The following is a 15859-nucleotide window of genomic DNA, read 5'->3' as shown; positions in this document are numbered from 1 at the left end:
ATATCAATGATATTGAAAATATAATTGTATCTGTAAAATATTGAGTTCAAATAACATTTTAAAAAAATGAGATATGAAACAATACGAATAAAATATTTGAGTTTTCACGTTTTTTTTTCATTCGCGCCACCAAGCTGGAAGGCGATACCCATATAAGGACGTATAAGTTGGGTGCTTAATATATGACCAGCGCGCTACCCATTGTTTAGGCAAATGAGAAAGTAGTATATAATAGCTACCAGAAATAAGAATTCTATCTAAAGCGCGAACTGCCGCAATAAAATCAGCTGTTGATCGTGCATCGAGCATTGCTGTTATCATAGCATCTATAGCAGGATCAGCTGTTCCTGCAAAATTAAAACTCCCTTTTAAATCTCGAGAAACGGAACCCCAGCGATTTATTTGTTCATTTCCTGGCGATAAAGAGCTTCTTAATTTTCCAATAATCATATCATAATCAAACATTCCTAGGCGGTTTTGATATTGGCTATCATCAACGGTTCTGATTTCAATATGAATACCAAGACGTGATAAGGTGCTTTGGAATGCAAGTGCAACCTTTTCTTCTTCAAGTGTTTGAGTCATAATTTCAAATTGAAAGGGCATTCCATTGGGAGCAATAGCTTTATTATTTTTTCTGGTAAAACCTGCTTCTTGTAGAAGTTTCCAAGCTTTTTCAGCAATTATTCGCTCCATACCTGATCCGTCTGTTTTGGGAACATGCCAGATTCCATTCATTACTTCAGGAAGAACCGCATCCGGATAAGGTGCTAAAAGAGCTTTTTCTTTTTCACTTGCAGGTTTTCCGATAGATGAAAGAATAGAGCCATCCCAATAACCTTCTGTTCTGGTATAGATATCATTAAAAAGGTGATGGTTCACCCATTCAAAGTCAAAAAGCATTGATAATGCTTGTCGTACTTTCTTATCTTTAAAAATTGCACGGCGCGTATTAAAAACAAAACCAATGATATCAGCAGGTGTTCCTTTTGAAAAGCTTTCCTTTATAACGCGGCCATCACGAACAGCTGGGAAATTATAAGATAATTGCCAGCGGTTTGGATTTGTTTCAATAAAAACATCAATTGAACCTTTTTTAAAAGCTTCAAAGCGTGCTGTATCATTTCGAAAATATTCAATTTGAATCGTATCGAAATTATTTAATCCTTTATTAACAGGGAGATTGTTTCCCCAATAATGAGGATTACGTTTATAAATAATCCGCTCACCTGGATCGACATGTCCGATAATATAGGGTCCACTTCCTGGAATTTTAATTAAGCCATTCTTCTCAAAATTATCAACATTAATGGCGTGTTTTGGTAATATTGGCATTACACTTGCCAATATAAGTGGAAATTCACGATCTTTCGAATTTGGAAAGCGCATTATAATACTATGATCGCTCATTTTTTCGACGGATTCTATACGTTTCATATATCGATTAAATGGTGGTCTTCCTTTGTTTTTAAGAAGCTCGATCGTAAATAAAACATCTTCAGCGGTTATAGGTTTTCCATCTGAAAAGCATGCTTTTGGATTAAGAAAAAAGGTAATTTCAGTTCGTTCATCGTTTAATTCAACTTTTTCTGCTAGGAGGCTATAAAGCGTAAAGGGTTCATCACGAGAACGCACCATCATTGTTTCATAAACAAGGCCGGAAAATTGCTCATCAGAAAAAAGTCCTCTGGCTGTTGTCCGAAAACTACGGATAACAAATGGATTTAAACCGTCGAATGTTCCAACAACACCATAGGTTACTTTGCCTTCTTTTTTTGCATTGGGAGATGCGTAAAAAAAATAGTCAAATTTATCTGGTAATTTTGGTTTTCCATGCATTGCAATACCACTTGCTGTAGCTGCATAATTGGAGAGAAAAATTATGAAAGCAAATAAACATTTAAGATAATGAGAACTGTAGAATGACATGGGATCTGATTTTCCTCATAGTCGATTATGATTCGTTTACGTAATTTACGTTATTGCGTAATGTAAGGTTATTTTATGAGCACATTTCATAAAAACTAATACAATGAACAAAGATATGATAGAGTTTTTATGATTTTTCTTTTTTGTGCTAGCGTGAATAATATGCGGGGGCTGTCATTAATTTAACACATTTAATTGAAAATCGTATTGAATATTCTTATGCTGGAATTATTTTAAAAGCGCATTGAATGATACGAGAAATGATTATACGAGCGCGTTGAAAGGATTAGTTACTCATGTCGCATAAATATGCCTATTCTGCTATTTTAGTATTGGCTGGAGCTGCGTCTCTTTTTTCTACATTTCATACTTTAGCAAATGCACAAAACTTATCTCAAGGTTGGTACAAAGTTTGTAATAAGCAGCAAGATGTTGATATTTGTAACACGATGAACACTGTTGTATCAAACACTGGTCAACCATTAACGGCTATTAATTTGGTCGAAATAAAGGGAAAACAGAATGAAAAACGTGTAGGTATTCAAGTTCCTACAGGTCGTTTTTTACCAGAAGGTGTTCATATTCAAATTGGGAATAATTTCTCTCAGAAAATTTCTTATATTATTTGTAATACGTTAAGCTGCATTGCCAATGGTGCTTTAGATGATAAGCTAATTGCTGCTATGAAAACTGGTTCCAAAATGGTTGTAACCACAGTTAATTTCCGAGGGACAGCTAATCCCATAGAGTTTTCTCTCAATGGTTTTACATCTGCGTACACAGGCCCTGGGATGGATGAAGAGGTCTTCCGACAAGAACAAATGAAGTTGCAGCAAGCTATTCAATTAAAGCAAAAAGAGATTGAAGATCGTATGAGGGCTGAGCAGGAAAAAGCTAAGAAAAATACACAGTAAAGAATAACTTTATTGAGATTTTTTCAAATTGCTACAAGATATTTTGTAGCAATTTGTAGTTATTTTATTTTTCAGAAAAAATTCTACGTTTCCACCAACCAACACGCTTTGTTTTTGGAGCATCTTCGGGTGTTGATGAGGTAAGTACAGGCTCGTTGGATGTATTTTCAACTTTGGCTGTAGCTTGCTCTACAATGTTTTCTTTTACGGATTCCAGTTCTGGTATTTCCATTATTGGCATTGCTTCTTTAGAAACAGCTTTTTTTCGTGTTTGTTTTCTTGATTTCGGCGTATTTCTAGAAGAATCCTTAATCTCCTCATTAACTGCTTTACCCATTTTCTCTGTTTTAGGCTTATGAGTATTATTAGAGGCTGTTTTTTCTACAATAAGCTCTGATATCACTTCATTCTGATCGTTACTTTGATCATTTTCAAGGATCTGTTTACTTTTCTGCGTTTTTTTGAGATTCATATTACGCTTTTTAGGTTTTGTAACCGTATTATCTTCTTGAATTTCATTTTGTTGTGCACTTAAATTTTTCATATTACTTATTTGTTCACTAAACCCAACTGGTTCTGCGTAAGGAACACGAGACTGATAAAAATCATTATCCCGATTACGACGACCTCCGCGACGTCCACGACGACGTCCACGACGGCGGATATCTTCGTCGTTTTGAATACTATCTTTATGAGCAGTGGTAAGATGAGTAGTGGCAAGAGAACCGTTATTGAGTTCATCTTTGTGATTTTTACGCTGAAACCTCTGGTTCTTTTTAACTGATGTTTTATTTTCTACAGGTTCGTTTTCTATTAAAATTGCATTGTTCTCTCCTTCTTTACTATTATTTTCAATAGTTAATGAAGTTTGAGAGATTCCCTCTGCTATCGTGCCTTTAGAAATAACGAGATGTTGCATGCCAATGCTATCATCTGCTTCTATGCTAATATTAAGCTTAAAACGTGTTTCTAAATCAATGAGGATATTGCGTTTATGATTGAGTACATACAGTGCTGTTGCTACGGATGTACGCACAATAATATTATATTGCGAATTGTGAAGAAGATATTCTTCAATTGAACGTATGACATGTAAAGCAATTGATGATTCAGAACGTATATTTCCAGTTCCAGCACAATGTGGGCAGGGTTGCATTGTACTTTCTAGAACTGATATGCGAATGCGCTGACGACTCATTTCTAAGAGACCGAAATGTGAAATGTGGCCAACTTGGATACGAGCACGATCGCTTTTTAAACACTCTTTTAATTTTTTTTCGACAAGCTTAATATTGCGATTATCGAGCATATCAATGAAATCAATTACAATTAAACCAGCCAGATCACGTAAGCGCAATTGGCGAGCCACTTCTTCTGCGGCTTCAAGATTGGTTTGTAGTGCTGTTTTTTCAACAGAATGTTCTTTTGTAGAACGACCAGAGTTTACATCAATAGCAACAAGTGCTTCTGTCTGATTAATAACCAGATACCCACCAGATTTTAGAGAAACCTGTGGGTGCAATATCTTATCAAGTTGAGTTTCAATATTGTTGCATGAGAAAATAGGGATAGAACCACGATGAGGTTGGACAACTTTTGCATGGCTTGGCATGAGCATGCGCATGAAGTCTTTAGCTTCACGATATCCCTGATCGCCAGCGACGAGAATTTCATTGATATTTTTATTGTAAAGATCGCGTATAGAGCGCTTTATAAGACTGCTTTCTTCATGAATAAGGCAAGGCGCGTTTGATTTGAGTGTCAAAGTGCGAATAGTATCCCATAACCGCATGAGATATTCATAATCGCGCTTAATTTCAGCTTTTGTTCTATTTGCTCCGGCAGTTCTTAGAATAACCCCCATACCTTTTGGAACTTCTAATTCTTTTACAATATCTTTGAGACGTTTGCGATCTTGTATATTGGTTATTTTTCGTGAAATGCCACCACCCCGAGCTGTATTTGGCATTAGAACAGAATAACGGCCCGCTAACGATAAGTAAGTTGTGAGTGCTGCACCTTTATTGCCACGTTCTTCTTTTATGACTTGTATTAATAGAATTTGACGACGTTTGATAACTTCTTGAATTTTATATTGACGTCCTTGTTTACGTTGATAAATAGGAATTTCTTCACTTAAGTCTTCTGTGCCAACCATTTCGATATAATCATCAGAAACACTTATATCCGGCGCTTCTTCTGCATCATTGGTTATTATTGCTTCGGATATGATATCTCTTTCAACATCTGCTGATATAATGCTATCACTTTTATGTCTTTTTGTTTTTCTTGAGCACTTTTTATTTTTGTTTGTTTCTTCAACAAGGTCATCTGCATTATTTTCATCAATGATAGCTTGCTCCTCTTCTTCAAGAAGAGCAAGACGATCAGCAACAGGAATCTGGTAATAATCAGGATGAATTTCCGAAAATGTTAAAAAGCCATGTCGGTTGCCACCATATTCTACAAAAGCTGCTTGAAGTGATGGCTCAACGCGTGTAATGCGCGCTAGGTAAATATTTCCTTTGAGCTGTTTTTTGTGTTCTGATTCAAAATCAAGTTCTTCAATTTTGTTGCCGTGAACAACAACAACACGTGTTTCCTCCGGGTGAGAGGCATCGATAAGCATTTTGTTTGACATAAATTAAAATCCTGAAGGCGATATGCGCAACTTTATCCAAATAAACAGTATAATTATTCGCGGATATAAAGGGCTGTCTGCCATAAAAAGGGGGTGCCGACATAACAGAAGGAGTTATTACGCGCAGATATCTTACAGCATTTATACTGTTTACAATCATCAGTCCTATCTGTTTTGTGTGACTCATATTTTTGCAAGTCTCCGGCAAAACAATTTGAAAACAGTTCGGATGTCCGAACTAGCGAATCTTTTATAACGCAATCCTACTTTTGAGACACGAAGACTTTTATCCATAAAAAAGCCTAAATGCATAGTGTGCGATAATTCCTCTAAAGACAACTTAACTTAATTATTGATAATTTAAGGTCAATACTAGACAGTTATCATCGCTTAGGAAGCGTAAATATTCTTTTAAGTTGATATCATGCTTTTGGCAAGTGACAATATAAATACGTACTATTATAAATTGTATCTTTTATTTTAAGCTAATTTTTTGATAAAAGATTTAGAATTTGTTGGAGACTATAACGTATATTGGATGTATCACTTTTATACGATGAAAATGATTGTTAATATATAGAGTGTTTCACTTATGATAAAACAATTCTCCATCCAAAAACAAATAGCAGCTTATTGGAGTGTTCTTTTGCGCTTTGCAGTTTGTCTACTATTTTTTATGATGCTGCTAACACATATCCACGCTGCAAATTCTCTAAAACTTGTGAATCTGCGAACTATCGGTGATGATACATACACGCGTATTATTGCAGTTTTTGATGCTAAACCAAATTTTTATCTACAGATTTTTGATACACCTGCGCGTTTAATTATAAATTTACCTATTGTTGATTTTTCCACACAAGATCTGTCTTCAAGAGAACAAAATATATTATCCGGTATGGTTTCAAATGTGCATTATGGTTTTTATGATGTGCAATCATCACACATTATTTTGACAAGCAAAACCGATTTTACCGTTGAAAAAAGTATAGTGCAAAAATTAGATAATGGTTTATGGCAGTTATTAGTGGATATTAGCCAAAGTACGCGAAAAAAATTTGATGAAACATTGAAAAAGCAACGACAGCTCAACGATGATGTAAAAATACAGCTGAATCCAAAGCGTCGGTTTCGTGTTGTTCTTGATCCTGGTCATGGTGGAATTGATAGTGGTGCTCAAGGTGTTACTGGAATTTTAGAAAAAGATATAACGCTTGCTTTTGCACGCACATTGCGAGATGAATTAAAAAAGGATTCTAATATTGATATTACTTTAACACGCGATTCTAACGTGTTTCTAAGGTTAAGGGAAAGAGTTAAAAAAGCACAGAAATTTGGTGCTGATCTTTTCATATCTATCCATGCTGATACCATTGATGTGCGTTCCCTTCGGGGTGCTACAGTATATACCATATCTGACAAAGCATCTGATGAAATTGCGAAATCTTTAGCTGAGAGTGAAAATAAGGCAGATCTTCTTGATGGATTTTCAGTCGAAGAAATTCCTGAAATTACAGACATTTTGCTCGATCTTGCTCAACGTGAAACCCATACATTTTCAGTTAATTTTGCTGATCGTGTTATTTTAAATTTATCAAAAAGTAATATCAATTTGATAAACAATCCGCATAGATATGCTGATTTTCAAGTTTTAAAAGCTCCAGATATACCCTCTGTTTTGATAGAGATAGGCTATTTATCTAATAAAGAGGATGAAAAATTGTTAAATAATCCCGAATGGAGAAAACAAATGGCAATTTCTATTGCTCATTCTATTCGTCAGTTTGCCAAATATCGGCAAGAAATCATGCAGTATCTTTAAATATGTAAGAAAATAGGGTATCAACACTAATTTTAGTATAAAGTAATAAAATAGTAGAAAATAGCTTTGCATTTGTCTCAATTCAGTGAAATTATATCCATTGGTGGTGAGATAAATATGTTTCCTTAAACCAATTCTGAAGAAAGAGATACCCATTTTAATGATGAATTTTTCTAGATATCTTTTTAGTTTTCCTATTATTATTGGGTTTTGTGGTGTAGTGATGTTGGCGGCAATAACGAATATTCAGGCCAAAGAGCTTCCTGATTATGAAGTGCTTTCTTTGTATGAACCGCCTGTGATGACACGTATTCACGCTTCTGATGGTAGCCTTATGGCAGAGTTTGCTACAAAACGTCGTCTTTATTTGCCAATTCAGTCAGTACCAGATCTTTTGAAGGCAGCCTTTGTTTCAGCTGAGGATAAGAATTTTTATAACCATTTTGGTTTAGATCCTGAAGGGCTTTCTAGAGCTTTGGTTAATAATATCCGTAATATCGGTTCTGGACGTCGTCCAGAAGGAGCGTCAACCATTACGCAGCAAGTTGCTAAAAATTTCCTTTTAAGCTCTGATACAACGTTTGAACGTAAGTTAAAAGAAGCTATCCTTGCGATGCGTATTGAGAAAACTTATTCAAAAGACCATATTCTCGAGCTTTATCTCAACGAAATTTATCTCGGTCGTAGTACTTACGGTATTGCTGCTGCTTCATTGGTTTATTTTAATAAATCCGTCGATGAACTTACTTTAGAAGAAATTGCTTATCTGGCTGCTCTTCCTAAAGGTCCTGCCAATTATGATCCCTTCAAAAATACACAACGCGCTATTGATCGGCGTAATTGGGTTATAGATCGTATGGTTGTAAACGGGTATATAACATCGAAACAGGCTAAACAAGCTAAAGAAAAACCTTTAGGCGTAACAATACGTGGTAATGATAGTTATGTTTTTGCGGCTGATTATTTTACCGAAGAGATCCGCCGTGATTTATCGCGTCGTTATGGTGCTAAAACACTCTATGAAGGAGGGCTTTCAGTCCGTACGACACTTGATCCGCAATTACAGCTGATTGCGCGACGTTCTTTGCAAAATGCTTTAATTAAATTGGATTATTCTGAAGGGTGGCGTGGAGCTTATAAGCGTATCTCTTGCGAGGATGATTGGGGTGTAGAACTTGCAGATATTGCTGGGTTAAGTGATGTACCTGAATGGCAATTAGCGGTTGTTCTTTCTACGGATGGCAATAACGTGAAAATTGGATTGCAACCACAGCGTGAGGCTTCAGGTTTATTATCGAAAAAACGGGAAATTGCTATATTATCTGTATCTGAATCAAAATGGGCATTGACTATTGCTGATGATGAGGGGCATGGGGGAAATGTTCGAGATTTATCTGAAGTTCTTCATGTTGGAGATGTGATTTTTGTTGAAAAAGTATCGAAGTTAGGCAATGTTTATCGCTTGCGACAAATACCAAAGGTTGAAGGTGCAATTATTGCTATGGAGCCTCACACAGGACGTGTTCTTGCAATGGTGGGCGGTTTTTCTTTCTCTGCATCTGAATTTAACCGTGCTACACAAGCTCGTCGCCAGCCCGGTTCTGCTTTTAAGCCATTTGTTTATGCAGCAGCACTCGATAATGGATATACACCGGCATCGGTTGTTTTAGATGGTCCCGTTGAAATCCGCCAAGATAATGGTAAAATTTGGCAACCTAGAAATTATGGCGGGACATTTGCGGGGCCTTCGACATTGCGTTATGGCATTGAATATTCTCGTAATCTTATGACTGTACGGCTCGCCAATGATATGGGGATGCCACTTGTTGCTGAATATGCCGAACGTTTTGGTATTACAGATAAATTGCAGACTTATCTTCCTATGGCTTTGGGAGCCGGTGAAACAACAGTTTTACGAATGGTAACAGCTTATTCCGTTATTGCAAATGGAGGGCGTTCTATTAAACCTTCACTTATAGACCGAATTCAAGATCGTTATGGAAGAACTATTTACCGTCATGATAACCGCATATGTGAAAATTGTAATACTCAATCATGGGATAATCAAAGTGAACCAATATTGATTGATGAACGAGATCAAGTTCTTGATCCTATGACGGCTTATCAGATTACATCAATGATGGAGGGGGTTGTTCAGCGAGGTACAGCTGCACGTTTACGCTATCTTAATCGTCATATCGCTGCAAAAACAGGTACAACAAATGATTCCAGAGATGTGTGGTTTATGGGTTTTACACCTGATCTTGTAGTGGGTGTTTATATTGGTTACGATAAACCAATTTCATTAGGTTCCAGAGGAACAGGAAGTTCATTAGCAGCGCCTGTTTTTGCTGAATTTATGCGCGATGCCCTGAAAGATAAGCCAAATGTGCCGTTCAAGGTACCAGATGGTATGATTTTAATGCCCATTAATCGCAAAACAGGTATGCGTGCTGAAGAGGGAGATCGTGACGTTATTATAGAAGCATTTAAGCCAGGAACTGGTCCTGCTGATATATATCAGGTCATTGGTGGAACAAATTATTTTCAAGAAGGTGTTCCCATAGTTACTACTTCTCCACAGGTAAACAAAGCTCTTGAAAGTGGCACTGGTGGGTTATATTAATTGAAAGGGAATTCTGTTGATAGGATAGGCGGATGTAAATAATTCGTCTATTTTTATTCTTAAGCTATGGTTCATAGATTTATACAATTTAACATTTGCTATCACTTCTGTCAGATATAGAATGCTGAGGGAGTTGTAATGGAAAAAAGTTAAAAGATAAAGATTTAAGGTATTGAATTATGCGAGCAGAAATAGAGATATTAGTTTATGAAATTCAGCAGGCAATTGAGTTGCTAAGGGGGCATCTTTGACTGGGATCAGTCACTGAAACGTCTTGAATATCTTAATCAAAAAGCAGAAGATCCATCACTTTGGGATAATGCACAACAAGCTCAAGATATGATGCGTGAGCGCCAAAATCTCGAAGATTCAATAAATGGTATTTTATTATTTACGCAAACACTTCAAGAGTGCATTGAATTAATTGCGATGGCTGAAGAAGAAAGTGATGTAGAAGTTATCACGGATGCGGAAAATACAATACGTCAACTTAAAGGTGAAATAGATAAACGACAAATTGATCTACTTCTTTCAGGAGAAGCAGATTCAAACGATACTTATTTAGAAATTCATGCTGGGGCAGGTGGTACGGAAAGCCAAGATTGGGCTTCTATGCTTTTGCGTATGTATACACGCTGGGCTGAACAGCATAAAATGAAGATTGACGTTTTAGAAATTCATGATGGAGAAGAAGCGGGTATAAAATCAGCTACTATTCTCGTAAAAGGGCATAACGCTTATGGTATGCTGAAGACAGAATCAGGAGTTCATCGCTTGGTGCGCATTTCACCATATGATTCAAATGCAAGGCGTCATACTTCTTTCGCAAGTATTTGGGTTTATCCGGTTGTCGATGATAATATTGAAGTGGATGTTTCAGAGTCTGATGTTCGTATTGATACGTATCGTGCCTCGGGAGCTGGAGGACAACATGTCAATACGACGGATTCTGCAGTGCGTATTACCCATATAAAGACGGGCATTGTTGTTCAATGTCAAACGGAGCGTTCTCAACACAAAAATAAAGCAACTGCTTGGTCTATGCTGCGTGCACGCCTTTATGAGGAAGAGCTTAAAAAGCGGGAAGAAGAGACCAATGCCACGGAATCCTCTAAAACAGAAATTGGATGGGGGCATCAAATTAGATCTTATGTTCTTCAGCCTTATCAGCTTGTCAAAGATTTGCGTACGGGTGTTGAAAGTACTGATCCACAATCCGTATTGAATGGTAATTTAGATGCGTTCATAGAAGCTGCTCTTGCTAAACGGGTTTACGGAAAAGACCAAAAGATTGAGGATATTGATTAACGATATCGACCTAAATCATAACGGCATTATTATTCTATTTATCGGTTTTAAGCTGTTATGATTAGATGTTTATCAATCAATAAGACAAAGGCGGTTGAGAGCAGTAGTATTAGTTAGCTATTAAAAGTACGTTGAACAAATGAGCTTATGAGCGCTATTACACAATAGCGCGCGCAGCTGCTAAAACATTTTCTGCATGTCCAGATACGCTAACTTTGCGCCATTCCTCTACTATTTTTCCGGTTGAATCAATCAAAAAGGTGCTCCGTTCGACTCCCATATATTTACGCCCATACATACTTTTTTCTACCCATACGCCGTAAGCTTCAAGTGTTGTTTTTTCTTCATCTGAAACAAGGATAATATCAAGTTCATGCTTTGCTTTAAATTTATTATGTTTATTAACATTATCTGGAGATAGACCTATAATGATGACTCCGATTTCATCAAATTTTGTTTTCAATCGTGTAAAGTCAATTGCTTCACTTGTGCAGCCACTAGTATCATCTTTCGGATAAAAATATAGGACAATTGGTTTCCCTCGAAGATTAGAAAGGCATAATTGACCTCCACCATCACGTGGCAAATTGAAATCAGGAGCGATATCACCTTTTGTGAGTTTTGTCATTGTATTGTCTTTCTTTTTTTGCATAAATATTGAACTTCGGGATAATAGCAAAAATAATTATTCAATTTTGTGTGATCAATTATTTTAGAGATTTTTTCTCTGTTGTATACAATCCATAAGTATCATGAGTTGTGAATTAATGGAGTGAGATCAACGTGAAAAATACAGGTTTTTGTATTGAGTAAACGTAAAGCATTACAAGCTAAAATTAAAAAAATTATAGTTTTATTATAGCGGTTTAATCAGAACATGTTTTTTCTTACCAAAGGATAGCTTAATCATTCCTATATTGTTAACATCTTCTTCCATAATAAAGCGTGTTTCATCCTCAATAGTTCGATCGTTGATACGAACACCGCCTCCTTGAACATGTCGACGTGCTTCACCGTTAGATTTAGCGAGGCCTGCTTGCACTAAAAGGGTTAGCAATCCGATGCCTTTTTTTAATTCTGTAGCATTGATTTCAATCGTCGGAAGATTGTCTCCAAGTGTTTTTTCTTCAAAGGTTTTTCGTGCAGTTTCTGCTGCTGCGTGTGCGAGATTCTGTCCATGCAACATTGTTGTAATTTCTGTTGCCAAAATTTTCTTTGCTTCGTTAATTTCATTAGCCTGTAATGCAGAAAGTTTAGCAATCTCATCCATTGGCAATGTGGTATAAAGCTTTAAAAATCGCGTGACATCAGCATCTTCGGTATTGCGCCAATATTGCCAGAACTGATAAGGTGAAAGCATATCTGCGTTAAGCCAGATTGCACCATTCAGTGATTTACCCATTTTTGCACCGGAAGATGTTGTCAGCAACGGCGAGGTTAGAGCATATAACTGTGATGTACCTAAACGATGTCCTAGTTCGATTCCGTTGATAATATTGCCCCATTGGTCAGAACCTCCCATTTGCACACGTACTCCATAGCGTTTATTGAGCTCAACAAAATCATAGGCTTGTAGAATCATATAATTGAATTCAAGGAACGATAAAGAATGCTCACGTTCAAGCCTCATTTTAACAGAATCAAATGATAACATACGATTGACTGAAAAGTGTTTTCCTACATCGCGTAAAAATTCTAGATAGTTTAAATTGCATAACCACTCAGCGTTATTGACAATATGCGCATCAGTTTTGCCATCACCAAAGGTTAAATAGCTAGAAAATACATTTTTAATGCCAGCGATATTTGCAGCGATATCATCTTGTGTGAGAAGGCGTCGAGCTTCATCTTTGAAGGAAGGATCACCGATCATACCTGTTCCACCACCCATTAAGGCAATAGGCCGATGACCAGTTTTTTGCAGCCAATGGAGCATCATAATTTGAAGGAGGCTTCCAGCATGAAGACTAGAAGCTGTAGGATCAAATCCAATATAAGCGGTTATAACTTCTTTTGAAAACAGATGATCTAAGCCTTTATCATCTGAAAGTTGATGGATAAAACCACGTTCGTTCATGATATGTAAAAACTCAGATTTAAAGGCAGGCATGAATTTTATTTCCTGATGTTGTATTTGTTTATATCGTTGATCATCATTGCGCTGTTTCTATCATAAATAATGTGTAGCTCACAAGGAACGAAAAATGTTGGGAACGAAAAATGTTGGCGATAATAATAGTGGTTAGTTTAATAAGATGATATCTCCTAAACTGATTGTGATACTGTTTTATTTGCAACAGATGACGTTAGCATTGATGTAGGAGGACATATTATGATTCTTATCAAATAAGGATTATCGATCACTACTTAATGTGAAGCGTTAAGAACAGTTGCTATGTTATGGATAGAGCAGGGATTAGTAAGCTATCACGCAAATAAGAATCGCTTGCATCCATCAATTATAATTCTTGAAGATCATCAATTATGATTCTTCAGAAATCAGGTATTTATTGATTTTTTCCGACAAAAACATATTGCATCATCACTTTGTTATAAACATGATCTTTGTTTATTTTTGCAAATTTTTAGCGCTTTGTGAGTGTTGGTATTTTATGTGGAAGAGTCGGGAATTCGCCTGCAATATGATTGTCCAGATATTTTGCACATCTTTCAATCAGCTCTTCACTACATCCACTAAAAAAGTGGTTAGCTCCTTCTAGTATTTCTTGTGTAATGACAATACCTTTTTGAGTTTTTAATTTGTCTACCAGTCCTTGAACATCTTTTGGGGGGGCAACTTTATCAATGTCACCATGAATTATAAGGCCAGAAGAGGGGCAAGGAGCAAGAAATGAAAAGTCATAAATATTCGGTTGAGGAGCCACGGATATAAAGCTCTCAATTTCCGGTCTGCGCATTAGAAGTTGCATACCAATCCAAGCGCCAAATGAATATCCAGCTACCCAGCAATTTTTAGAATCAGGATGTTGTGTTTGCACCCAATCAAGTGCAGCAGCGGCATCTGAAAGTTCTCCCGTTCCATAATCAAATTCACCTTGGCTTCGACCAATACCACGAAAATTAAACCGCAATGTGGTAAAGCCACGTTGTTGAAACATGTAGAATAGATCATAGACAATTTTATTATTCATTGTTCCGCCAAATTGGGGATGGGGGTGCAGAATAATTGCGATCGGTGCATTTTTTTGTTGTGAAGGTTGATAACGCCCTTCAAGACGACCTGCGGGACCGTTAAAAATGATTTCTGGCATTAAAAATGCTCCTTAAATGCTACAAATTCTTTTTGATCTTGATCAAATTCTATCATAAAATTTGCTTTGTGCAGTAATTTTACTTTATTAATCGTTAGATATTCTGTTTTTGCTACGTTTTTCAAGAAAATTGCGCTATTTTTTTAAAATCTTATAGGAACTAATGATTGGTATTTGAAATGGCTGCGGAGCGCCGATATTTTGATTACAATGCAACAGCACCACTTACAGAGGCTGCGCGGGCTGCATTATTGGAGTCTTTGGAGATATTTGGTAATCCATCCTCGGTTCATGCAGAAGGGCGCGCTGCTAAAGCGTTATTGCAAAAGGCACGTCGGCAAATTGCTGAGAGGCTTAATGCAGATCCGGGCCATATTGTATTTACATCCGGTGCGAGCGAAGCGGCGATGACTTTACTAACGCCTCTTTATCATATGGGGCGCTCTGAAGTTCGATTCTCCCACCTTTATATTGGAGCCAGTGAGCATTTATCTATTGCAAAAGGAGGGCGTTTTTCTAAAGCATTGGTGAGTATAGTTGCTGTTGATCAGGATGGTTTAATCCAGCAAGATAAGCTCAAATGTTTATTAGCTGCACATGATAACACAAAAGGTTTGCCTCTTATTGCTATTCAAGCTGCAAATGGTGAAACTGGTGTTATTCAAAGGATAAGAGAGATAGCTGACATTGTTCGGGATGCTGGAGGTATTTTAATTGTTGATTTGGTCCAATATGTAGATAAAAATCTTATTGACATTAATCAAATTGGGGGTGACTTTTTTATACTATCAGCCCATAAAATTGGTGGACCTAAAGGAATTGGTGCTTTTGTTTCATGTGGTGGACTTCTTATGCCTAATCCTCTTATTGTCGCGGGTGGACAAGAAAAGGGGTTGCGTGGTGGAACAGAAGCTTTGCCGCTTATTGCTTCTTTTGGAGCAGCGATGACTGACTGCTTCAATCAGAACGAGATAAAACGATTGATATTTTTACGTAATAGATTAGAGGAAGGGCTACAGCAAATAAGCAATGATGTTAAGATTTTTGGCCAATATGCCCCGCGTTTACCCAATACAACTTATTTTTCTGTACAAGATATAAAAGCTGAAACAATGCAAATTTATTTTGATTTAGCAGGATTTTCTGTATCAGCAGGTTCTGCTTGTTCTTCAGGGAAAGTAAAACAAAGTAGGGTTTTGGAAGCAATGGGGTATCATTTGCCAAATGGTGCAATTCGTGTTTCAACGGGGCGCTGTACGACTGCTAAAGATATTGATGATTTTTTATTGGTTTTTTCTCAAATTTTAGCTAATAAAAAAAATAGAATTCGTCATTAGAAAACTTAGA

General features: G+C 36.7%; 10 protein-coding genes. 5 read left to right on the top strand and 5 right to left on the bottom strand.

All coding sequences use genetic code 11. The features are described 5' to 3' along the window. Positions 1-117 precede the first annotated feature (117 nt). A complete protein-coding gene (locus NPX98_RS05405; RefSeq protein ID WP_442864469.1) occupies positions 118-1929 on the bottom strand; it encodes an extracellular solute-binding protein in 1812 nt (603 codons plus the stop codon). Between the two features lie 296 nt (positions 1930-2225). On the opposite strand from NPX98_RS05405, the gene NPX98_RS05400 reads away from it, so the two are divergent. Continuing rightward, the gene (locus tag NPX98_RS05400) at positions 2226-2843 is read left to right on the top strand and encodes an invasion associated locus B family protein (protein WP_269023130.1); all 618 of its coding nucleotides are present in this window, start codon (positions 2226-2228) and stop codon (positions 2841-2843) included. A gap of 64 nt (positions 2844-2907) precedes the next feature. Here NPX98_RS05400 and NPX98_RS05395 read toward each other — a convergent pair whose 3' ends face one another. After that, positions 2908-5484 (bottom strand): Rne/Rng family ribonuclease, encoded by a 2577-nt coding sequence (locus NPX98_RS05395; protein ID WP_269023129.1) that lies wholly within the window; start codon positions 5482-5484, stop codon positions 2908-2910. 592 nt (positions 5485-6076) lie between these two features. On the opposite strand from NPX98_RS05395, the gene NPX98_RS05390 reads away from it, so the two are divergent. From NPX98_RS05390 to prfB, 3 genes are all read left to right on the top strand, one after another. Then, positions 6077-7306, top strand: a complete 1230-nt coding sequence (locus tag NPX98_RS05390) for an N-acetylmuramoyl-L-alanine amidase family protein (RefSeq protein WP_269023128.1) — start codon at positions 6077-6079, stop codon at positions 7304-7306. Positions 7307-7466: 160 nt separating this feature from the next. Next, positions 7467-9932 (top strand): penicillin-binding protein 1A, encoded by a 2466-nt coding sequence (locus NPX98_RS05385; RefSeq protein WP_269023127.1) that lies wholly within the window; start codon positions 7467-7469, stop codon positions 9930-9932. A gap of 179 nt (positions 9933-10111) precedes the next feature. Then, positions 10112-11240, top strand: a protein-coding gene (gene prfB, locus NPX98_RS05380; RefSeq protein ID WP_269023126.1) for a peptide chain release factor 2 whose coding sequence is annotated in 2 segments (ribosomal slippage) — positions 10112-10180 and positions 10182-11240 — 1128 coding nt in all. Because the reading frame shifts where the segments join, the coding sequence is not laid out codon by codon here. A 157-nt stretch (positions 11241-11397) separates the two neighbouring features. On the opposite strand, the gene NPX98_RS05375 is transcribed toward prfB, so the two are convergent. The 3 genes from NPX98_RS05375 to NPX98_RS05365 all read right to left on the bottom strand — a co-directional run bounded on the left by NPX98_RS05375 (position 11398) and on the right by NPX98_RS05365 (position 14512). After that, complete coding sequence (locus NPX98_RS05375; protein WP_269023125.1) at positions 11398-11868, bottom strand: peroxiredoxin; 471 nt, start codon at positions 11866-11868, stop codon at positions 11398-11400. Between the two features lie 228 nt (positions 11869-12096). Continuing rightward, positions 12097-13350: a tyrosine--tRNA ligase gene (tyrS, locus tag NPX98_RS05370; protein WP_269023124.1), complete on the bottom strand. Its 1254-nt coding sequence runs from the start codon at positions 13348-13350 to the stop codon at positions 12097-12099. Positions 13351-13825: 475 nt separating this feature from the next. Continuing rightward, positions 13826-14512 (bottom strand): alpha/beta hydrolase, encoded by a 687-nt coding sequence (locus NPX98_RS05365; RefSeq protein ID WP_269023123.1) that lies wholly within the window; start codon positions 14510-14512, stop codon positions 13826-13828. Between the two features lie 179 nt (positions 14513-14691). Here NPX98_RS05365 and NPX98_RS05360 point away from each other — a divergent pair, with 179 nt between their 5' ends. After that, entirely contained in the window at positions 14692-15849 is a 1158-nt protein-coding gene (locus tag NPX98_RS05360; RefSeq protein WP_269023165.1) for a cysteine desulfurase family protein, read from the top strand. Positions 15850-15859 lie beyond the last annotated feature (10 nt).

The sequence above is a fragment of the Bartonella sp. A05 genome, assembly GCF_026930145.1.
In the GTDB taxonomy this organism is placed as follows: domain Bacteria; phylum Pseudomonadota; class Alphaproteobacteria; order Rhizobiales; family Rhizobiaceae; genus Bartonella.
The sequence above is the reverse complement of the archived record's forward strand: the minus strand, read 5'-3'. Positions and strand labels throughout refer to the sequence as shown.